18 protein-coding genes are annotated in these 21,300 nt (G+C 62.1%); 3 read left to right on the forward strand and 15 right to left on the reverse strand.

Annotation, left to right across the window (positions count from 1 at the left end):
* Nucleotides 1–37: 37 nt before the first annotated feature.
* From B7Y64_RS04140 to B7Y64_RS04150, 3 genes are read right to left on the reverse strand one after another with little or no spacing between them, the layout of a single operon-like run.
* The gene (locus B7Y64_RS04140) at nucleotides 38–1,099 is read right to left on the reverse strand and encodes a glycosyltransferase family 1 protein (RefSeq protein ID WP_291325245.1); all 1,062 of its coding nucleotides are present in this window, start codon (nucleotides 1,097–1,099) and stop codon (nucleotides 38–40) included.
* A complete protein-coding gene (locus B7Y64_RS04145) occupies nucleotides 1,096–1,965 on the reverse strand; it encodes a UDP-2,3-diacylglucosamine diphosphatase (RefSeq protein ID WP_024814662.1) in 870 nt (289 codons plus the stop codon). Before B7Y64_RS04145 ends, B7Y64_RS04140 begins: the two co-directional genes overlap by 4 nt.
* Nucleotides 1,965–2,801 carry a GNAT family N-acyltransferase gene (locus B7Y64_RS04150; RefSeq protein WP_024814661.1) on the reverse strand — a complete coding sequence of 279 codons (837 nt, stop codon included), beginning with the start codon at nucleotides 2,799–2,801 and terminating at the stop codon, nucleotides 1,965–1,967. Before B7Y64_RS04150 ends, B7Y64_RS04145 begins: the two co-directional genes overlap by 1 nt.
* Before the next feature lie 361 nt (nucleotides 2,802–3,162).
* Between B7Y64_RS04150 and B7Y64_RS04155 the strand changes: the two genes are divergently transcribed.
* Nucleotides 3,163–5,388: a bifunctional diguanylate cyclase/phosphodiesterase gene (locus B7Y64_RS04155; RefSeq protein WP_291325243.1), complete on the forward strand. Its 2,226-nt coding sequence runs from the start codon at nucleotides 3,163–3,165 to the stop codon at nucleotides 5,386–5,388.
* Nucleotides 5,389–5,441: 53 nt separating this feature from the next.
* Here B7Y64_RS04155 and glmM read toward each other — a convergent pair whose 3' ends face one another.
* From glmM to B7Y64_RS04175, 4 genes are all read right to left on the reverse strand, one after another.
* Nucleotides 5,442–6,776, reverse strand: coding sequence for a phosphoglucosamine mutase (gene glmM / locus B7Y64_RS04160; RefSeq protein WP_024814659.1), 1,335 nt, complete (start codon nucleotides 6,774–6,776; stop codon nucleotides 5,442–5,444).
* A gap of 316 nt (nucleotides 6,777–7,092) precedes the next feature.
* Nucleotides 7,093–7,938 (reverse strand): dihydropteroate synthase, encoded by an 846-nt coding sequence (gene folP / locus B7Y64_RS04165; RefSeq protein ID WP_291325241.1) that lies wholly within the window; start codon nucleotides 7,936–7,938, stop codon nucleotides 7,093–7,095.
* 70 nt (nucleotides 7,939–8,008) lie between these two features.
* On the reverse strand, nucleotides 8,009–9,928 hold the full coding sequence (ftsH, locus tag B7Y64_RS04170) for an ATP-dependent zinc metalloprotease FtsH (RefSeq protein ID WP_024814657.1): 1,920 nt from the start codon (nucleotides 9,926–9,928) through the stop codon (nucleotides 8,009–8,011).
* A 164-nt stretch (nucleotides 9,929–10,092) separates the two neighbouring features.
* The gene (locus tag B7Y64_RS04175; protein ID WP_114655650.1) at nucleotides 10,093–10,755 is read right to left on the reverse strand and encodes an RlmE family RNA methyltransferase; all 663 of its coding nucleotides are present in this window, start codon (nucleotides 10,753–10,755) and stop codon (nucleotides 10,093–10,095) included.
* Nucleotides 10,756–10,861: 106 nt separating this feature from the next.
* Here B7Y64_RS04175 and B7Y64_RS04180 point away from each other — a divergent pair, with 106 nt between their 5' ends.
* Nucleotides 10,862–11,338, forward strand: coding sequence for a YhbY family RNA-binding protein (locus tag B7Y64_RS04180; protein WP_291325239.1), 477 nt, complete (start codon nucleotides 10,862–10,864; stop codon nucleotides 11,336–11,338).
* 5 nt (nucleotides 11,339–11,343) lie between these two features.
* Nucleotides 11,344–12,090, forward strand: a complete 747-nt coding sequence (locus B7Y64_RS04185) for a hypothetical protein (RefSeq protein WP_024814654.1) — start codon at nucleotides 11,344–11,346, stop codon at nucleotides 12,088–12,090.
* 58 nt (nucleotides 12,091–12,148) lie between these two features.
* Here the strand turns inward: B7Y64_RS04185 and B7Y64_RS04190 are convergent, their stop codons facing one another.
* The 8 genes from B7Y64_RS04190 to lpxA all read right to left on the reverse strand — a co-directional run bounded on the left by B7Y64_RS04190 (nucleotide 12,149) and on the right by lpxA (nucleotide 21,300).
* Complete coding sequence (locus tag B7Y64_RS04190; protein ID WP_024814653.1) at nucleotides 12,149–12,571, reverse strand: DUF4149 domain-containing protein; 423 nt, start codon at nucleotides 12,569–12,571, stop codon at nucleotides 12,149–12,151.
* An 11-nt stretch (nucleotides 12,572–12,582) separates the two neighbouring features.
* The gene (gene greA, locus B7Y64_RS04195; protein ID WP_024814652.1) at nucleotides 12,583–13,059 is read right to left on the reverse strand and encodes a transcription elongation factor GreA; all 477 of its coding nucleotides are present in this window, start codon (nucleotides 13,057–13,059) and stop codon (nucleotides 12,583–12,585) included.
* Nucleotides 13,060–13,239: 180 nt separating this feature from the next.
* Nucleotides 13,240–16,506, reverse strand: coding sequence for a carbamoyl-phosphate synthase large subunit (carB, locus tag B7Y64_RS04200; protein ID WP_291328414.1), 3,267 nt, complete (start codon nucleotides 16,504–16,506; stop codon nucleotides 13,240–13,242).
* Entirely contained in the window at nucleotides 16,506–17,681 is a 1,176-nt protein-coding gene (gene carA / locus B7Y64_RS04205; protein WP_024814650.1) for a glutamine-hydrolyzing carbamoyl-phosphate synthase small subunit, read from the reverse strand. Before carA ends, carB begins: the two co-directional genes overlap by 1 nt.
* A gap of 253 nt (nucleotides 17,682–17,934) precedes the next feature.
* Nucleotides 17,935–18,708 (reverse strand): RNA methyltransferase, encoded by a 774-nt coding sequence (locus B7Y64_RS04210; protein WP_291324269.1) that lies wholly within the window; start codon nucleotides 18,706–18,708, stop codon nucleotides 17,935–17,937.
* A 46-nt stretch (nucleotides 18,709–18,754) separates the two neighbouring features.
* A complete protein-coding gene (gene rnhB / locus B7Y64_RS04215) occupies nucleotides 18,755–19,372 on the reverse strand; it encodes a ribonuclease HII (protein ID WP_024814648.1) in 618 nt (205 codons plus the stop codon).
* Entirely contained in the window at nucleotides 19,344–20,501 is a 1,158-nt protein-coding gene (lpxB, locus tag B7Y64_RS04220; RefSeq protein WP_291324268.1) for a lipid-A-disaccharide synthase, read from the reverse strand. Before lpxB ends, rnhB begins: the two co-directional genes overlap by 29 nt.
* 10 nt (nucleotides 20,502–20,511) lie before the next feature.
* Nucleotides 20,512–21,300 carry an acyl-ACP--UDP-N-acetylglucosamine O-acyltransferase gene (gene lpxA / locus B7Y64_RS04225; RefSeq protein WP_024814646.1) on the reverse strand — a complete coding sequence of 263 codons (789 nt, stop codon included), beginning with the start codon at nucleotides 21,298–21,300 and terminating at the stop codon, nucleotides 20,512–20,514.

The following is a 21,300-nucleotide window of genomic DNA, read 5'->3' on the forward strand; positions in this document are numbered from 1 at the left end:
TCAGTATTTAACACATACATGACAGCGCTGTGACACCTTATATGACAGACACAAGGCGACTCAACCCGCCTGAACGGGCTGGCACCAGATACTGAACGAAGAGCCCGGTCGCCTTTGTCCACGTGAAATCCATTGCACGGCGACGCGCTTCGTGCCGGGGCACCGCCAACGCTGCCTGACAAGCAGACAGCAGATCGGTGTTCAAAATACCACCCCGCGCACCTTGCGGCTCGAAAGCCCCAAGAACCTCCAGCGGCCCATCCACCGGGTAAGCAGCAACAGGGGTCCCACAGGACATCGCTTCCAGCATGACCAGCCCAAAGGTTTCCGAGCGGCTGGGAAACACAAACACATCCGCAGCGGCATACAGTGCAGCAAGGGATTGCCGATCCAAAAGCCCGACCCAGCGCACCTCGGGGTAACGCTCCTTCAACCGTCGCTCAAGTGGACCCACGCCACACACAATCTTGGTGCCAGGCATCTTCATCTGCAAAAAGGACTCAAGGTTCTTTTCGTACGATATTCGCCCCACAAAAAGGCTCACAGGATGCGCCAGCGCACCCACCAGAGGACTGGGCACAGCTTCCCCCTGAAACGGGAATGCCTGCGTATCGACGCCATGTGTCCACTGGCGCAAATTGCGAAAGCCACGGTGCTCCAGCATCTGCAGGACCCCTTGGGTGGGTACCATGATTCCCGAAGATGGGCGATGGAAGTGCCGAAATAACGCATATCCCCACGCCAGCGGAACACGCAAGGCGGCATTCAGGATTTCAGGAAACCGCGTGTGAAATGCCGTGGTGAAGGCGAGCTTGCGCCGCAGACAGTAACCACGGGCGGCCCATCCGAGGGGGCCCTCCGTGGCAAGGTGTATAGCGTCGGGACATATGGTGTCCATGGCTCGACCCAAAGGCCCTGCCGGTCGCACTGCAAGATCGATGCCCACATAGCCTGGACACGGGCGGGTCCGAAACTGGCCAGGGTGGATCACATGCACCTCATGCCCCAATACCTCCAGGTGCCGCACCAACTCCACGAGTGTGGTCACCACTCCGTTCACCTGCGGATGCCACGCATCGGTCACCAGCGCAATCTTCATGTGGCCACTTCCACAATCGGGGCGGTGGACAGCGCCCTGCAAAGGACGGGCCATTGCAACAACTCCAGTCGACCATCCATGTGTTCGACCAGCGCAGTGTGGCTCTCGACCCAGTCGCCATCGTTGCAATACAGAATACCGTCGATCTCGCGCATCTCCGCGCGGTGGATGTGTCCGCACACCACGCCATGGTGTCCACGCCGGCGCGCCTCGGCTGCAACCGCCACCTCAAAATCCGTCACATAGTTGAGCGCCTTTTTGACTTTGCCCTTGAGGTATGCAGACAGCGACCAATACGGCAGACCCATGCGCGCCCGCAACGAATTGAGATACCGATTGAGCTTGAGAGTGAACTCGTACAGGTTGTCCCCCAGATAGGCCAGCCACTTGGCGCACTGGATGACGCCATCAAAGTAGTCACCGTGGGTCACCCAGAGCTGCCGGCCATCGGCTGTCAGGTGCACGGCATCTTCAACCACCTCGATCCCGCCAAATGAATGCCCCACGAACGCGCGGGCAAACTCGTCGTGATTGCCCGGCACAAACACTACGCGGCACCCTTTGCGGGCACTGCGCAACAATTTTTGCACCACATCGTTGTGCGCCTGTGGCCAGAACCATCGGCGACGCAGTTGCCACCCGTCCACGATATCTCCCACGAGATACAGCGTTTTGCTGGGGTGGTGCTTCAGAAAATCCAGCAGGGCCGTTGCCTGGCAGCCTGGCGTTCCCAGGTGCAAATCGGAAATAAACACGGCCCTGAAACAATACGGTTCTGGCACATGCGATTCATCTGCGTTGCTGGTGACCTCCGCCATTCCGGCGGCAGCGCCCCAAGCCCCCAAGGCGTCAAACGCCGCGCGCATCAGGCCCCCAGAAAATGCTTGCGGTAGCGGGACGGCAAATCGGCAATGCGCATCAGCATCGGAAGGTCGGCGGTATTGAAATCCGGGTCCCAGGCAGGCGCCCCCAAAACCCGGGCGCCCAGACGCAGGTAGCCCTTGATCAAGGCGGGTGGTTCGATCAGCAGAGATCCGTCGAGCTGTTCCACCGGCAATGGCAACCGAGGCCGCACATGAAAATCAATCGGCGCCATATGGGTCTGGCGCAACTGCTGCCAGATGCTTGCCGCAGCGTCGCCGCTCACAACACCGTTGTGCAGCATGGGAATGCTGGCGCAACCAATCATGGTGTCGAGTTGATTGCGCACCATGAAGTCAGCCAAAGCCCCCCACAACGCCAGAATGACACCCCCATGGCGGTGATCCGGATGCACGCAGCTGCGGCCCAACTCAACCATGCGGGGCCGCAAACTGCGCAACCGGGTCAGGTCAAACTCATTGTCGCTGTAGGTGCCCCCCACCCGCTTCGCTTGCGCCGGGGTGAGCACGCGATAGGTGCCAATCACCTGCTGGCTTGTCACATCGCGCACCAAGAGATGCTCACAGTAGTCGTCAAACAGATCGATATCGTGGCCGGGCAAGGTCGTTGACAGACGCGCACCCATTTCTGCAGCAAAAACATCAAATCTCAGCCGCTGTGCCTGACGCACTTCGTCCAGGTGCCGTGCCCAACCCACCTGCACATTCCCCTGCACCTGCACCAACGGAGATACGCTGCTTTTGCCGTCTGTGCGACCAGGCTCCCCTGCTGACAGGGAAGCCGATAAAAGCGGCAGATGCAGGCTGGGCGACTCATTCATGGGACGGCTCCTAGGGAAAGGAAGGGGGTTTTTCCGGAAATCGCTACCCATGGACAGGCATCGCTTCCTCGCAGTGCAGTCTGAAAGCCTGCTGTGACAAGGCCATGTCTGCGCCATGTCGGAACCGTGACGCATGGACTCCGCAAACACTGGCATTGCAGGGTTTTCTCCGCAGGCAATACAACACCGACGGCGAGAGGTGGCAATGCCCCGCTTCGGTATCCGCCCCCCTGCTCCCCCTTAAACCAGCCACCGGAACCATGGCGCACGCTGGATTGCCATCAATACACCGTTTGAATGGCTGCTGCTACACTTTGGAACAGATTTGTGAGCCTCATGGCTCCTTGACCATCACGGTTTCATGCCCTCCCCGCACAGCACCCCAGAATTGCAGTCTTTCGGCGCGGTGCCTGACACGCAACTTGAGCGCACCCTGCGCGAACAGCAGATCCTGCTGGACAGCGCAGGGGTGGGCATCGTTTTCATGCGACAGCGGGTACTGGTGCGCTGCAACCAACGTTACGCCGAGATTTTTGGCTATGCGTCACCGCAGCAGATCATTGGGCTCAGCAGCGAAGTCCTCTACCCGAGCCGTGAGGAATTTCGCGAACTGGGGCGCAGCGCTTATCCCACCATGGCACGGGGTCAGACCTACCGCGTGGAGCGCCAGATGCGCCGCTGCAACGGAGAACTGTTCTGGGGCAACCTGACAGGCCGCCTCATCAACCCCCTGGACACGACCGAGGGATCCATCTGGATACTGGATGACATTGATGAGCAAAAGCGGGCCCAGGCACAACTGAGCGATGCGCTACGAGAAAAACAGCTGCTGTTCGACCATGCCATGGTCGGTATTGTTTTTCTTCGTGACCGGCACCTTACGCGTTGCAACCGCCATTTCGAGCAAATGCTGGGATACGCCCCCGGTGAACTGGCCCAAGGCCCATCCAGGCGCTGGTATGCCAGTGATGCGGTGTGGGAAGACGTTGGCCGAAGGTGCTATCCAATGCTGGCTGCTGGCCAAGCCTTCGAGGGGGAGGTGGAAATGTGCCGCAAGGACGGCACGCCCGTGGTGTGCGAGATGCGCAGCAAATCCATTGACCCTGACGACCCGTCCCAAGGCTCGGTCTGGATCGCCATGGATGTCACCGAACGCAAGCAAGCCCAGGCAGCGCTTGCCATGGCACACGAGCGACTTGAGCAACAGGTGCAGGACCGCACGCGTGAACTGCGCGACACCGTGGACAGCCTGCACAGCGAAATCCGCGACCGCAAAGCGGACCAGGAACGCATTTACTGGCTCGCCCACTACGACCCTCTCACCGGTCTGCCCAACCGGACACTGCTGGCGGAGCGCGCAGAATGCGCCATCCGCCTGGCCAAGGAGGCCGGCACGCCGTTGGCGGTGATTTTTCTGGATCTTGACCATTTCAAGCATGTGAATGATTCGCTGGGGCATCGCGTGGGGGATGCCCTGCTGGTTGAAATTGCCGCGCGGCTGCGGGCTGTGGTGCGCGACAAGGACACAGTGTCGCGTTTGGGCGGCGATGAGTTCATCCTGCTGCTGCCTGGCGCTAGCGCCCATGGCGCAGCCCACGTCGCCGGAAAGCTACAGGAAGCGTCTCGCCACCACTACGAGATCGACCACCACGAACTCACCGTGGCCCCGTCCATGGGCATCGCGTTATTCCCCGGCGATGGAGAAGATTTCGACACCCTCACCCAGTCGGCAGACGTAGCCATGTACCAGGCCAAGCTGGACGGGCGCAACACCTTCCGGTTTTTTACGCCCGAAATGCAGGCGCAGTCAGTGCGGGTGCTGCAACTCCAAAATGCCTTGCGCCGGGCGCTTGAACGCAACCAGCTCAGCGTGCACTATCAACCCCAGGTGGACCTGCCGACGGGAAGAGTGCACGGCGTGGAAGCCCTCCTGCGCTGGCAGCACCCCGAGTGGGGCACCATTGCGCCCTCCGAATTCATCCCCATTGCAGAAGACAGCGGGCAGATCCTTCCGATCGGTGAGTGGGTGCTGCGCACTGCACTAACGCAACTCAAGGCCTGGCGTATGAGCGGCATCACCGGTCTGACCGTGGCCGTGAATCTTTCGGCCGTTCAGTTTCGCCAGCCGCAACTGCCTGAAATGGTGGGCCAAATACTTGCAGCCTGTGACGTTCCTGCCCAGGCGCTAGAACTTGAATTGACCGAGGGCGTGGCGGTCGATGATCCGCAGGCGGCAGCCGCCACGATGGACCAGCTTCATGCGCGTGGTGTGCGGATGGCGATGGATGACTTTGGCACGGGCTACTCGTCGCTCAGCCAGCTCAAGCGGTTCCAGATCTTCAAGCTCAAAATCGACCAATCATTCGTACGAGACCTGGAACACGACGCCAACGACCGCGCCATCGTGAGTGCCGTCATCCGCATGGCACAGGCGCTGGGAATGCGCACCATCGCGGAGGGGGTGGAAACCGAAGGTCAACTCACCTTCCTGCGCGAGCAAGGTTGCGATGAAGCCCAGGGTTACTACTTCAGCCATCCATTGCCGGCGCCCGAGGTGGAAACCTTCATGCGCCAGCGTCTGGGCTAAGCAGGCAAATCCACCCCCCGCCCGTCCGGATATTCTGAGTCGGCCCGAGCCACTTAACCCGCGCGCGCCGCATCGGCCAGCCGCTGGGCGCAGGCACTGGCCATTTGCGCATCGCGCGCCTCCACCATCACACGCAGCAAAGGCTCGGTGCCACTTGCACGAATCAGGAGCCGCCCGGTGCTACCCAGTTCCTGCTCAACGGCATGGGTCGTTTGTGCCAACAACTTGTTGGCCTTCCAGTCCTGCCCCGGCGCCAGGCGGACATTCAGCAGCACCTGCGGATAGAGCACCACATCGGCCAGCAGTTGCCCCATGTTTTGTCCACTGCGCACGCACGCCTGCAGCACCTGCAAGGCGCTGACGATGCCGTCACCCGTGGTGTGGCGGTCCAGCGCCAGCAGATGCCCCGAGCCCTCGCCACCCAGCACCCAGTGGTGGCGGGCCAGTTCCTCCAAAACGTAGCGGTCGCCCACGCGTGCCCGCACAAGCTTCACACCGCGCGCCTGCAACGCGACTTCAACGGCCATGTTGGTCATCAAGGTACCAACCACGCCGGGCACATGCTCGTCACGTCCCATGCGATCGGCCGCCATGAGGTAAAGCAACTCATCACCGTTGTAGAGACGCCCGGTCGCGTCCACCATCTGCAGACGGTCGGCATCGCCGTCCAGTGCGATGCCATAGTCAGCATGATTGGCGCGCACAGCACGCACCAGCGCGTCCGGATGGGTGGCACCGACCTCGTGGTTGATATTGACGCCGTCAGGAGCACACCCAATCGCCAGCACCTCAGCACCCAGCTCATGAAACACCTTGGGGGCCACCTGGTAGGCAGCGCCATGGGCCGCATCCACCACAATTTTGAGGCCCTTGAGGGTCAGATCCGACGGAAACGTGCTCTTGCAAAACTCAATGTACCGCCCTGCTGCATCGTCGAGTCGGCGGGCCTTGCCCAGCGTGGCAGAGTCAGCCCACTTGGGCGGCTCCTCCAGCGCAGCTTCTACCGCCAGCTCCCACGCGTCCGGCAGCTTGGTCCCCTGTGCACTGAAAAATTTGATGCCGTTGTCCGGGTACGCGTTGTGACTGGCACTGATGACCACTCCCAGGCTGGCGCGCTGCGCCCGCGTCAGATATGCCACACCCGGAGTGGGCAGGGGCCCCAGCAGCACCACATCGACCCCCGCCGAGTTAAAACCAGACTCCAGTGCGCTCTCGAGCATGTAGCCTGAAATACGAGTGTCCTTGCCGATCAGCACCGTGGGGCGCTCTTCAGTCTGTTTGAGCACTCGCCCGACAGCATGCGCCAGACGCAAGACAAAGTCAGGGGTGATGGGCGCCTGGCCAACGGTGCCGCGAATGCCGTCGGTACCAAAATATTTTTGAGTCATGGGAGTCGACTTTACGCTGCTGTTTTATTTCACATTTGAGTCTAGCGCACGGCGCAGCCGCCGCCTTGCGAGCCCACATCAGTCCAATCCCGGCTTGACGCCCAAGGCTGGCCGGAAAGCAAGGGCCCCAATCGGGACTGGGCGTTTCAAGGAAGTATTACAGCACCGCTGGACTCGCCTTTGTCCCGCCCAACATCAGCGAAGCCGTGCTGCCCTGCCAGCATGAGCTAATGCACTACTCCGGTCAAAAGGGCCATGACAGACAAGGCAAAAAAATCCTTGAAAAATGGCCTTTCAGCGTCCACGGGAGCAAACACTATGGCGCCCCTACCGCCTCGCTCGACTCCATGGCACGCCATACGGCGAGGGCCTGCACTGTTTCGCGCACGTCATGCACGCGCACAATGCGCGCACCGCGCTCCACTGCAAGCAGCGCCGCAGCCACGCTGGGCTGCAGCCGCTGGTCCACATCCAGCCCTGTGACTGCACCCAATGATGACTTGCGCGACCAGCCGGCCAGCACGGGATAGCCCAGCGCCAGCAGTTCGCGCTGGCGCGCCAGCAGCGTGAAATTTTGCGCGACGGTTTTGCCAAAACCAATGCCCGGGTCCACAACAATTCGAGTCTTTTCGACCCCTAGCGCTTGCATGGCTTGCGCTGATAGCTCCAAAAATGATAGCACTTGTTGCAGTACATCACCCGCCATGGGCGCTGCCTGCATGGTCTGCGGATCGCCGTGCATGTGCATCAGGCACACACCGCACCGCGGGTGCCGCGCCACCACCTGCGCGGAACCTGGCTGGCGCAAAGCCCAAATGTCATTGACGATATCGGCACCGAGGTCGAGCACAGCCTGCATGACCTCGGGTTTATAGGTATCCACTGAAATCGGCACACCAAAGCCAACGGCACCGCGCACCAGGGGCAGCACACGCGCCAGTTCCTCCTCCAGCTCCACAGCCGGGCTGCCAGGGCGGGTGGATTCGCCGCCGATATCCAGGATATCGGCACCATCCTTCAAAAGCTGCTCACAGTGGCGCAAAGCAGAGGCCGTCGAGCCATGGCGTCCCCCGTCGGAGAAGGAGTCTGGCGTCACATTGACAATGCCCATGGTCTGCGGGCGTGTCAGGTCTATGGTGAAACGGGTGGTTTGCCAGAGCATGGGCTTCCAATAAAAACAAACAAAAACGGGGCCGCAAGCCCCGTTTTTGTAGTGAACACGCTCCCCGGCGTCAGGCGACGGTGGGGGCTGGCTCTGTGGCAACGGCAGGCGATCCGCCGCTGGGGCCGTCACCCGAGGACGGAGGCGTACGCGGCGTCCAGTCTTTGGGCGGACGAGGCGCCTTGCCGGCCATGATGTCGTCAAGCTGGTCGGTATCGATGGTTTCCCATTCGAGCAAGGCCTTGGCCATAGCGTGCATCTTGTCGCTGTTTTCTTCAATCAGACGGCGGGCCAGGTTGTATTGCTCGTCGATGATGCGGCGCACTTCCATGTCCACCTTTTCCATGGTCTGCTCGCTCATGGTGGTGGTCTTGGTCACCGAACGGCCCAGAAACACTTCGCCTTCGTTCTCGGCGTACACCATCGGGCCCAGGGCGTCAGTCATGCCATAGCGGGTAACCATGTCACGGGCAATGTGCGTGGCGCGCTCAAAGTCATTGCTGGCGCCGGTGGTCATCTGGTTCATGAACACTTCTTCGGCGATACGGCCACCAAACAGCATGCTGATCTGGTTGAGCATGTACTCGCGGTCGTAGCTGTAGCGGTCCTGCGCAGGCAGGCTCATCGTCACACCCAGGGCACGGCCACGGGGAATGATGGTGACTTTGTGCACGGGGTCGCACTTGGGCAGCAGCTTGCCAATAAGGGCGTGTCCAGACTCGTGATAGGCCGTGTTGCGGCGCTCTTCCTCGGGCATGACCATGCTCTTGCGCTCGGGACCCATGAGGATCTTGTCCTTGGCCTTTTCAAAGTCTTGCATCTCCACGGTGCGTGCGTTGCGGCGCGCAGCCATCAGGGCAGCTTCGTTGCACAGGTTGGCCAGATCGGCACCGCTCATGCCGGGCGTGCCGCGGGCAATGATCCCAGGGGCCACGTCCTGGCCGATCGGGATCTTGCGCATGTGCACGTTCAGAATCTGCTCGCGGCCACGAATGTCGGGCAGCGTCACATACACCTGGCGGTCAAAGCGGCCGGGGCGCAACAAGGCGGCGTCCAGGATGTCGGGGCGGTTGGTGGCAGCCACAACAATCACACCCAGGTTGGTCTCAAAACCATCCATCTCGACCAGCATCTGGTTCAGGGTCTGCTCGCGCTCGTCATTGCCACCACCAAGGCCAGCGCCACGCTGGCGGCCCACGGCATCAATCTCATCAATGAAGATGATGCAGGGTGCGTTCTTCTTGGCGTTGTCGAACATGTCGCGCACACGGGATGCGCCCACGCCAACGAACATTTCCACAAAATCGGACCCCGAAATACTGAAGAACGGCACCTTGGCTTCGCCAGCAATTGACTTCGCCAACAGGGTCTTTCCGGTTCCGGGCGGGCCTACCAGCAGCAAGCCACGGGGAATACGACCACCGAGCTTCTGGAATTTCTGCGGATCTTTCAGGAAGTCGACGACTTCCTTCACTTCTTCCTTGGCTTCATCGCAACCAGCCACGTCGGCAAAGGTCACGGTATTGGTGTTCTCGTCCAGCAAACGCGCCTTGCTCTTGCCGAAACTGAATGCGCCGCCCTTGCCGCCGCCCTGCATCTGGCGCATGAAGTACACCCACACGCCGATCAACAGCAGCATGGGACCCCAACTGACCAGCAGAGTCATGAGCAGGGAACCTTCTTCGCGGGGCTTAACGTCGAACTTGACATTGTTGGCAATCAGGTCGCCGACCAGGCCGCGGTCGAGGTAGGTGGCAGTCGTGCGCACTTTGCGGTCATCGTTGGTGACTGCAATGATCTCGGTGCCGCCCTGGCCTTCCTGAATGGTGGCACTCTTGATGCGACTGTTTCGAACTTCCTCCAGGAACTCCGAATAGCCGACATGGCCAGCACTGGCGCCAGTGCGGGTATCAAACTGTTTGAATACAGTGAACAGCACCATGGCAATGACCAGCCACACGGCAATTTTTGAAAACCACTGATTGTTCAAGCAGGACTCCAGTCGCGGAAAAAACGGTCACGAAGCCGTCATGGCATACGTGTGGACCATTTTATGTGTTTCAAGCCTTGGGAGGAGGCTTATTCCCCCTCCCGGCCATGGACTCAGCGCGGGCTTTAAGCCCCATGGCACAAAAAATGATGGAGCGGTTTACCTCAAGCCAGTGGTTTGAGACCCATGCCCACCAGAAAAGTTTCGGAGGATTTGTCGCGCGATGCCTTGGGCTTGAGCGGTTTGACGGTTTTGAAACGGCTCTTGAAAAGCGCTACCAACTCGCCATAACCGCTACCGTGGAACAGCTTGACCACCAGCGCACCCTCGGGCTTCAGGTGCTGGCAGGCGAAGTCCACGGCAAGCTCCACGAGATGCGCAATGCGCGCCGTGTCAGCCGAATCAATTCCGGACAGGTTGGGCGCCATGTCGGACACCACCACATCCACCGGCCGCCCCTGCAAAGCGCCTTCCAGCTGCTGCAATACCTCGGACTCCCGGAAGTCTCCTTGCAGGAAGGTCACGCCCTCGACCGGCTCCATCGGCAAGACGTCCAGCGCAATGATGCAGCCATTGAGTTGCCCGGCCGCTGCACCGGTAGGAGACAGGCGCCTGCGTACATACTGGCTCCAGGCGCCTGGGGTGGAGCCCAGATCCACCACCGTATGGCCCGGCTTGATCAACCCCAGCTGCTCGTCGATCTCCTTGAGCTTGTAGGCCGCGCGGGCCCGATAACCCTCTTTGTGGGCCAGCTTGACGTAGGTGTCATTGACATGGTCGTTCAACCAGGCCTTGTTGACCTTCTTGCTTTGGGTTTTTACTTTCATACGGCTCCATTGTCTCTCGACAATCGGTACCGCCGATTGCGTCCGGGGCTCATTTCGCGAAGCGACACGAAGATGCGCCGCAACCAGCCGCAGACATAATACGGCCATGTCCCAAATTCAACTGACTCCCGCAGAGCGCCGGCAACATCGCGCCAATGCCCACCACCTCGACCCCGTGGTCCTCGTGGGAGGAGATGGCCTGACCCCCGCAGTGCAAAAAGAAATTGATGCCGCCCTGAACGCCCATGGGCTGATCAAGGTGCGCATCTTCAACGACGACCGGGCCGCACGTGAGCTGATATACCAACAACTCGCCGCAGACCTGAACGCCGCACCCATCCAGCACATCGGCAAGCTTCTTGTGCTCTGGCGCCCGCAGCCCGCCAAGGAACGCACGCCCGACGAAGACCGCATGCCGGGCCCACGCGACGTCAAGGTGCTCAAATACAGCAAGCGCGGTGGCCAGCGGCCCGAAATCAAGCAACTGCGCGTGCTGGGCAACCAGCGCCTCACGCCCGGCGGGCAGATCAAGCGGGCCAAGAAGCCCAAACTCAAATCGGTCAAGAAACGCCAGGCTGACTGAGCCGCATGACAGCCGCAGTATCGGCGCATGAGCGCCACGTCATCTGCATGAAATGGGGCACGAAATACGGCCCCGAATATGTCAATCGCCTTTACGCGATGGTGCGACGCCACCTGAGCGGGGACTTCCGTTTCGTCTGCCTCACGGACGACAGCACAGGCATACGCAGCGAAGTGCAGTGTTTGCCCATCCCGCCCCTGGATTTGCCCGCCGGCATTCCGGAACGGGGCTGGACCAAGCTGGCCACGTTCAGCGCCGATCTGCACGGACTGCGGGGCACTGCGCTGTTCCTGGATGTGGATGTGGTGATTACCGGTAGCCTGGATGAGTTTTTCACCCAGCCCGGTGAGTTTTTGATCATCCACGACTACAAGCGGCCTTGGCGCATCACCGGCAACTCGTCTGTGTACCGGTTCGAACTGGGCGCCCACCCGGACGTGCTGGAATATTTTCGGGGCCATTTCGACACCATTCGCCAGCAGTTTCGCAACGAACAGGCTTACTTGTCAGATTTTCTGCACAAACAAGGCAAGCTGCAGTACTGGCCCGCCGCATGGTGTCCGAGCTTCAAATACCACGGCATTCCCCGCTGGCCCACCAATTACTGGAAGGCCCCCTTCGTTCCACCAGGCGCGCGCATCGTGATCTTTCATGGGGAGTGCAACCCCCCGGATGCGCTGGCAGGGCGGCGCAATCGCCGTTTTCGCTACATCCGCCCCGCCACTTGGGTGGCCGAGCACTGGCACGAGTGACCGGGGAACACGGCGGCAGAGACTGCTGCTGCCTGAAAAGGCCCTGAACCGGGCCTTGTCAGGTGGGTGCTGGCGTGGCCCGCAAGGTTCGCCAGAGCACCACCAGGGCACAGCACCACTGCAGGGCATACATCACGCTACCCACCGAGTGCCACAGGCGCAGATCCTGCCGGGCGACAATGCGAGGCGCCACACCAAACTGGACCAGCAAGGCCAGCAGCAACCCGCCAACTATAAAAACCATAGCTGCTTGCGCCCATGGATATTGGGTTACCTCGCCTTTTGGCCTTGACATCAGCAGCAACAGCACGCAACACACCACCGTCACCCAGGTCTGTGCGGCAAACAGCCGTGCCGCCATGCCGCCCGCCATTGCGGGAGAAGGCAAGTGCGCAAACAGCAGCGGCACGACCAAGAACCCGATCGTTGTCAGGCTGCCCCACCACAGGGCGGCCAAAAGTGCAGGAAGGCGGCTGAGCATGGCGCCTGGCGTCACAGGTAGCTGACAGCCACCACTTCGTAGCGCCGCACACCGCCCGGCGCCAGCACTTCCGCCGTGTCGCCCTCTTCCTTGCCAATCAAGGCCCGGGCAATCGGGCTGGAGATATTGATCAGGCCTTGCTTCAGGTCGGCCTCGTCCTCGCCCACGATCTGGTATTTCACCGTGTCGCCAGACTCTTCGTCTTCCAGCTCGACCGTGGCGCCAAAGACCACCTTGCCACCGCCGTCCACGCCGCTCGGATCGATGACCTGCGCGACCGAGAGCTTGCCCTCGATTTCCTGAATGCGCCCCTCGATGAACCCCTGGCGGTCCTTGGCGGCATCGTAGTCGGCGTTTTCGCTGAGGTCGCCCTGCGCGCGCGCTTCGGCAATGGCCGTGATCACGGCGGGCCGCTCCACGGTCTTGAGGCGATGCAGCTCTGTCTTGAGCTTTTCAGCGCCGCGCTTGGTAATGGGAATGGTGGCCATTCTGTTGAGTCTCCATCAATCAAAACGGTGAAGCGGCACAGCAGCCCCACCGGTCAGTCACCCGACATGGCCACGGAATTTCCGTGCCAATGCCACTGGCGACCCTACAAAAGGAAACCGCCGCACGTTGCCGCGCGGCGGTGTCTGGTCAGCGGCAGATTATGCCGCGTTTGCCGGGGCTCAGGCCACCAGCTGGGCGTGCAGCTCCTGCACCGAATACACATCGAGCTTGTCGAGGAACTTCATGCCCTCGACGGCGGCTTCGGCACCAAAGATGGTCGTGAACGTGGTCACGCGCGCCAGCAGCGACGACGTGCGAATGGCACGCGAATCGGCAATGGCGTTGCGCCGCTCTTCCACCGTGTTGATAACCATGACAATCTCGTCGTTCTTGATCATGTCCACGATGTGCGGGCGACCTTCGGTCACCTTGTTGACCACCTGCACCGGCACACCAGCCGCCTCAATGGCCGCCGCCGTGCCCTTGGTGGCCACCAGCTCGAAGCCCAGGGCCACGAGCTGGCGTGCGATGTCCACGGCGCGTGCTTTGTCGCTGTTCTTCACGGTGAGGAAAACCTTGCCCGAGGTGGGCAGCTTGGTGCCCGCGCCCATCTGGCTCTTCACGAAGGCTTCGCCAAAGGTCTTGCCCACGCCCATGACTTCGCCGGTGGACTTCATCTCGGGGCCGAGGATGGTGTCCACACCGGGGAATTTGACGAACGGGAACACGGCTTCCTTCACGCTGAAATATGGCGGCGTCACCTCCTTGGTGATGCCTTGCGAGGCCAGTGTCTGGCCTGCCATGCAGCGTGCCGCCACCTTGGCCAGCTGGATGCCCGTGGCCTTGCTCACGAAGGGCACCGTGCGCGAGGCGCGCGGATTCACTTCGAGCACGTAGATGATGTCCTTGCCGTCGGCTTCCTGAATGGCGAACTGCACATTCATCAGTCCCACCACATTCAGGCCCTCGGCCATCGCGGCCGTCTGGCGCTTGATTTCATCCACCGTGGCCTTGGACAGGTAATACGGCGGCAGCGAGCAAGCCGAGTCGCCGCTGTGCACGCCGGCCTGCTCGATGTGCTCCATCACGCCGCCAATGAAGGTCACGCCGGTCGAGTCACGCACGCAGTCCACGTCGCACTCGATGGCGTTGGAGAGGAAGCGGTCGAGCAACACGGGCGAGTCATGGCTCACCTTCACGGCCTCGCGCATGTAGCGCTCGAGGTCGCGTTGCTCGTGCACGATTTCCATCGCGCGGCCGCCCAGCACGTAACTGGGGCGCACCACCAGCGGGTAACCCAGTGCAGCGGCCTTTTCCAGGGCTTCGGGCTCGGTACGCGCCGTGGCATTGGGCGGCTGGCGCAGCTGCAACTTGTGCAGCAGCGCCTGGAAGCGCTCGCGGTCTTCGGCGGCATCGATCATGTCGGGGCTGGTGCCGATGATGGGCACGCCTGCGGCTTCCAGATCGAGTGCCAGCTTCAGCGGCGTCTGACCGCCGTACTGCACGATCACGCCCACCGGCCTTTCCTTGTCGACGATTTCCAGCACGTCTTCCAGTGTGACGGGCTCGAAATACAGGCGGTCCGAGGTGTCGTAGTCGGTCGAAACCGTTTCAGGGTTGCAGTTGACCATGATGGTTTCATAACCATCCTCGCGCATGGCAAGGGCCGCGTGCACGCAGCAATAGTCGAACTCGATGCCCTGGCCAATACGGTTGGGGCCACCGCCCAGCACCATGATCTTCTTGGCGTTGGTCGGCTCGGCTTCGCATTCTGCGACGCCACCGTGAGCGGCGTTCTCGTAGGTCGAATACAGGTAGGCCGTGTTGGTGGCGAACTCGGCGGCGCAGGTGTCCACGCGCTTGTAGACAGGGCGCACCTTGAGCGCGCGGCGCGCTTCGCGCACGGCCTTTTCCGTGGTCTTGAGCAGCTTGGCCAGGCGGCGGTCGGAAAAGCCCTTTTGCTTGAGCGTATGCAGCGTGGCGGCATCGAGTGCAGCCAGGGCTGCATCGCCCTTTTCCACTGCCAGCTGGTCCAGCTCCAGTTCGATCTTTACGATCTGCTCGATTTGCACGAGGAACCACTTGTCGATCTTGGTGAGGTCGAACACCTCGTCCACCGACAGACCCATGGCAAACGCATCGCCCACATACCAGATGCGCTCGGGGCCGGGCTCGCCCAGCTCCTTTTCGAGCACTTCGCGGTCCTGGGTCTTTTCGTTCATGCCGTCCACGCCCACTTCCAGGCCGCGCAGGGCTTTCTGGAACGATTCCTGGAAGGTGCGGCCCATGGCCATGACTTCGCCCACCGATTTCATCTGCGTGGTCAGGCGGCTGTCGGCCGTGGGGAATTTTTCGAACGCGAAACGCGGGATCTTGGTGACCACATAGTCGATCGAAGGCTCGAACGACGCGGGCGTGGCGCCACCCGTGATTTCGTTCTTGAGCTCATCGAGCGTGTAGCCCACGGCCAGCTTGGCCGCCACCTTGGCAATCGGGAAACCCGTGGCCTTGGAGGCCAGCGCGGACGAACGCGACACGCGCGGGTTCATCTCGATCACGACCATGCGGCCGTCTTTGGGGTTGATCGAGAACTGCACGTTGGAGCCGCCCGTGTCCACACCGATCTCGCGCAGCACCGCCAAAGAGGCGTTGCGCATGATCTGGTATTCCTTGTCGGTCAGCGTCTGCGCAGGGGCCACGGTGATCGAGTCGCCCGTGTGCACACCCATCGGGTCCAGGTTCTCGATGGAGCAGATGATGATGCAGTTGTCCGCCTTGTCTCGGACCACTTCCATCTCATACTCTTTCCAGCCGAGCAGCGACTCTTCGATCAGCAGCTCGTTGGTGGGCGAGGCTTCCAGACCGCGCTTGCAGATGGTCTCGAACTCTTCAGGGTTGTAGGCGATGCCGCCGCCCGTGCCGCCCAGCGTGAAGCTGGGGCGAATGACGGTGGGGAAGCCCACGCTCTTTTGCACGGCCCAGGCCTCGTCCATGCTGTGGGCGATGCCGGAGCGCGCGGAGCCCAGACCGATCTTGGTCATGGCGTCCTTGAACTTCAAGCGGTCTTCGGCCTTGTCGATGGCTTCAGGCGTCGCACCGATGAGCTCGACCTTGTATTTGTCGAGCACACCGTTGTGCCACAGGTCGAGCGCGCAGTTGAGCGCGGTCTGGCCACCCATGGTGGGCAGAATCGCGTCGGGGCGCTCCTTGGCGATGATCTTCTCGACCGTCTGCCAGGTAATGGGCTCGATGTAGGTGACGTCGGCAGTGGCCGGGTCGGTCATGATCGTGGCGGGGTTGCTGTTGATCAGGATGACCTTGTAACCCTCTTCGCGCAGCGCCTTGCAGGCCTGCACGCCGGAGTAGTCGAACTCGCAGGCCTGGCCGATGATGATGGGGCCGGCGCCGATGATGAGGACGCTTTGGATGTCGGTGCGCTTTGGCATTATTTTTTCTCCTGGGCCGTGGCCATCAATGCCGTGAAGCGGTCAAACAGGTAGGCAATATCATGCGGGCCGGGCGAAGCCTCGGGGTGACCCTGAAAGCAGAACGCCGGCTTGTCGGTGCGCACCAAGCCTTGCAGCGTGCCGTCGAACAGGCTGATGTGCGTGGCACGCAGGTTGGCGGGCAGCGACTCCATCTCCACCGCAAAGCCGTGGTTCTGGCTGGTGATGCTGACGCGGCCCGTGTCCAGGTCTTTCACCGGGTGGTTGGCGCCGTGGTGGCTGTGCTGCATCTTGAACGTCCGGGCGCCCGAGGCCAGGGCCATGATCTGGTGACCCAGGCAGATACCAAAGGTAGGAACGCCACTCTCGATGATCTGTTGCACCGCGGTGATGGCGTAGTCGCAAGGCGCCGGGTCGCCAGGGCCGTTGGACAGAAACACGCCGTCGGGGTTCATTGCCAGCACTTCGGCGGCTGGCGTTTGGGCAGGCACCACCGTCAGTTTGCAACCGCGCTCTGCCAGCATGCGCAGGATGTTCAGCTTCACACCAAAGTCGTAGGCCACCACATGAAAGCGGGGCGACTCCTGCTTGCCGTAGCCCGTGCCCAGCTTCCACTCGGTCTGTTCCCAGGGATATGCAGCGGCGGTGGTGACCACCTGGGCCAGATCCAGGCCCTTCATGCTGGGCGCCGCCTTGGCAGCGGCCAGCGCGGCGTCGATGTGCGCCTGCGTCACGGTTTCACCGGCCGCCAGGCCGACGATGGCGCCGTTTTGCGCGCCCTGGCTGCGCAGCAGGCGGGTGAGTTTGCGGGTATCGATGTTGGCAATCGCCACTGTCTGCTCGCGCACCAGGTACTGCGAGAGGGTTTCGGTCTGTCGGAAATTGCTGGCCAGCAGGGGCAGGTCCTTGATGATCAGGCCTGCGGCATGGACCTTGTCAGCTTCGATATCCTCGGTGTTGACGCCGTAGTTGCCGATGTGCGGATACGTGAGTGTCACGATCTGCTGGCAATAGCTGGGGTCGGTGAGGATTTCCTGGTAGCCGGTGATGGAGGTGTTGAACACCACTTCGCCGACGGTGGTGCCGGTGGCACCAATCGAATTGCCGATAAAGACCGTGCCGTCTGCGAGCGCCAGGATGGCGGAGGGGAATTTTCCCTGTAGAGACAAAAGCACTGGATTCTCCGGATGGTTACGGTCGCCCGGTGCCTGCAGGCCGCTCGCGCAACGAATGCCGGCGGCTGCTCTCAGATGGGTTGTTGCTTTGGGTGCGATCGGGCGACGCTGTTGCGAGAAAAGCCCCTGATTATACCCGGCGACACTCCGTTCCGAATGCCCTCATGCCGCTGTGCAGCATCTGCGCGCGGGCTGCTGCACTGCGCCCAACGTGCTTCCTTTTCCAGTCTGACCCGCCGGCAAAGTTCAAATTTCAGCGCACGGCGCCGCTGGCATGCAGGCAAATGGCTGCGGCGGCGGCCACATTCAGTGACTCCTCGCCGCCCGGCTGCGCAATGCGTATGCGCAGGGCGGCCTGCGCCTCCAGCGCGGGCGAAACGCCCTGCCCTTCATGGCCCAAGACCCAGGCGCAAGGCCAGGGCAATGCGGCGCGGTGCAAAAAATCCCCTGCGTGCGAGCTGGTAACCAGCAGCGGCACATCCAGAGCGTGCAAATCGTCCAACGCGAGCCCCTCCACCAGATCCAGCGCAAAATGCGCGCCCATGCCCGCGCGCAGCACCTTGGGGGCCCACAGCGCCGCACTGCCCTTGAGCGCCGCCACCTGCCGAAAGCCAAACGCCGATGCGCTGCGCAGGATGGAACCCACGTTGCCCGCATCCTGCACGCGGTCCAGCACCACCGTGGCCACACCCGACTGCAGCGCCCTTGGCGCGGCGGTGTCCACCAGAAAACCCATGACCGCCGGCGACTCCAGACCACTGATGTCGGCAAACAAGGCATCGGCAACTACTATTACTTTAATAGCTGCTTTCGCATATACAGCGGGGGCTATAGGCCAAAAAGACTCTGAAAACACTGCAATGGCGGGCTGCACGCCGCGCTGCAGGGCGGCGCTGCACAGGTGGTCGCCCTCCAGCCAGACCCGGCCCTGCTTGCGGTAGGCCGTGCTGTCCTGCGACAGCCGACGCAAGTCTTTGACAAAAGCGTTGTCACGCGAGTGAATGACGGTCAGGGGAGCGGAGGTCATGCGGTGTCCGGGGCGGGCAATGAAAAGGCAAGCGGCAACAAGGAACTCAGACCAGCACCTTGGCCACGGGTGCAAAGCTGCGCCGATGGTGAATGCAAGCGCCGTGCTCGCGCAGCGCAGCCATGTGCACGGCCGTGCCGTAGCCCTTGTGCCCTGAAAAGCCGTATTGAGGGTACTGCTCATCGACCTGCACACACCAACGGTCGCGATGCACTTTGGCCAGGATGGAGGCGGCCGAGATGGCGGGCACCAGCGCATCACCCTTGACAATGGCCTCGGCGGGGATGTCCAGCGTGGGCAGCCGGTTGCCATCGACCAGAACCATCTTCGGCTTGAGCCGCAGGCCCAGCACGGCGCGGCGCATGGCCAGCAGCGTGGCCTGCAGGATATTCAGGCGGTCGATCTCCTCGACGCTGGCTTCGGCAATGCTGAAACACAGCGCCCGGGCGCGGATCTCGTCAAACAGGGCCTCGCGCCGCGCGGCAGTGAGCTTTTTGGAGTCGGCCAGGCCAGCAATGGGATGGAGGTCATCCAGGATGACCGCAGCAGCCACCACGGGCCCGGCCAGCGGGCCACGGCCAGCCTCGTCCACCCCGGCGACCAGGCCGGGGGCGTGCCAGGGCAGGCGGGCCTGCTCAGGCGGCGAGGATTTTGCGGATCGCATCGGCAGCCAGTCGGGACGTGTCGCGCTGCAGGCTTTCGTGCAGGGCGGTGAAACGTTGCTCAAGCGCGGTGATTTTTTCACGCTGGTGCACGCGGGCGTCAAACCACTGCAGCGTGGCCGCGCTGAGCGCCTGCGGCGTTGCGGCATCCTGAATGAGCTCAGGCACCACAAAATCGCGGCAAAGAATATTGGGCAGCCCCACCCAGGGTTGCAGCTGCTTGCGCCGCATGAGCCACCAGCTCAAGGGGTGCATGTGGTAGCCAATCACCATGGGGCGCTTGAACAGCGCAGCCTCCAGGGTGGCCGTGCCGCTGGCGATCAGCGTGACATCGCAGGCAGCCAGCACGGTGTGGGATTGGCCGGTGACGATTTGCAGGGCATCGCCCAGTCCGCTGGCATGGGCCAGCTGCTCAATGCGCTCCCGCAGGGCGGGCACGGCGGGTACTATTAATTTAATAGCTGGACGCGCTTTAAGGATAAGCGCTGCAGCCCGAAAGAAGGGCAAGGCGATGTATTCGACCTCGGCCGACCGGCTGCCCGGCAAAATGGCCAGCACCTCATCGCCATCGTGCAGCCCCAGTTGCGCCCTGGCGGCATGGCGGTCTGGCACCATGGGGATCACACTTGCCAGCGGATGCCCCACATAGGTCGCGGCAATGCCATGCTGGGCCAGCAATTGCGGCTCGAAGGGAAAGATGCACAGCACATGGTCTGCACTGCGGCGGATTTTTTCGACCCGATCAGCCCGCCAGGCCCAGATCGAAGGGCAGACAAAATGCACGGTCTTGATGCCGGCAGCGCGCAGGTCGGCTTCGAGGCCCAGATTGAAATCGGGTGCATCGACGCCGATGAACACATTGGGTCGGTTTTGCAGCAAGCGCTCGCGCAACTGCTTGCGAATCCCCATGATTTCCCGCAACCGGCGCAGCACCTCCATGCTGTAGCCATGCACCGCCAGCCGCTCGCTGGGCCACCAGGCCGTGAAGCCCCGGCGCCGCATCTGCGGCCCGCCAATGCCCTGCGCCTGCAATCCGGGCCACTGGGCCTGCAGTCCATCGAGCAGCAGCCCTGCCAGCAGATCACCCGATGTTTCGCCCGCCACCATGGCGACGCGGGGAGATGCACTCATCACCGGCCCTTCAGCGCGCGATGCCGCGCGTGGCGTCGGCCAGGAACTGCTCCATCATCGCCACGTCGCCAGCGGCCTCGGGCACCGACTGCAGGAGGTCCGCGATGGCCGCACGCGCAGCCTCCAGCGTGAGGCCTTGGCGATAAAGCATCTTGTGCATCTGCTTGACAGCGCCCAGCCGCTCGGCAGAAAAGCCCCGGCGACGCAGCCCCACCAGGTTGTAGCCGCGCACGGCCAGCGGGTTGCCGTCCACCAGCATGAACGGCGGCACGTCTTGCGCCACCGCGCTGGCAAATCCCACCATGGCATGTGCCCCGATCTTTACGAACTGGTGAATGCCGGTGAGGCCGCCCACCGTCACCCAGTCACCCAGGTGCACATGTCCGGCCAGCGTGGTGTTGTTGGCCAGAGTGGTGTGGTTGCCCACATGGCAATCGTGGGCGATGTGGGTGTAGGCCATGATCCAGTTGTCATTGCCCACCGTGGTGATGCCGCCGGCCTGGGGCACCCCGAGGTTCAGGGTACAAAACTCGCGGATGGTGTTGCGGTCGCCAATCACCAGCTCGGTGGGTTCGCCCGCATACTTTTTGTCCTGGGGAATCGCGCCAATGGAGTTGAACTGGAAGATATGGTTGTCGCGGCCCAGCGTGGTGCGCCCGTCGATCACGCAGTGCGGGCCCACGGTGGTGCCCGCCCCGATGACCACATGGGCACCGATCACGCTGTATGGCCCGATGCTGGCCGTCGCGTCGATTTCAGCGCGCGGATCGACGATGGCTGTGGGATGGATGTTGCTCAC

It is taken from the genome of Acidovorax sp. 35-64-16 (assembly GCF_002281195.1).
Lineage (GTDB): Bacteria > Pseudomonadota > Gammaproteobacteria > Burkholderiales > Burkholderiaceae_C > Acidovorax > Acidovorax defluvii.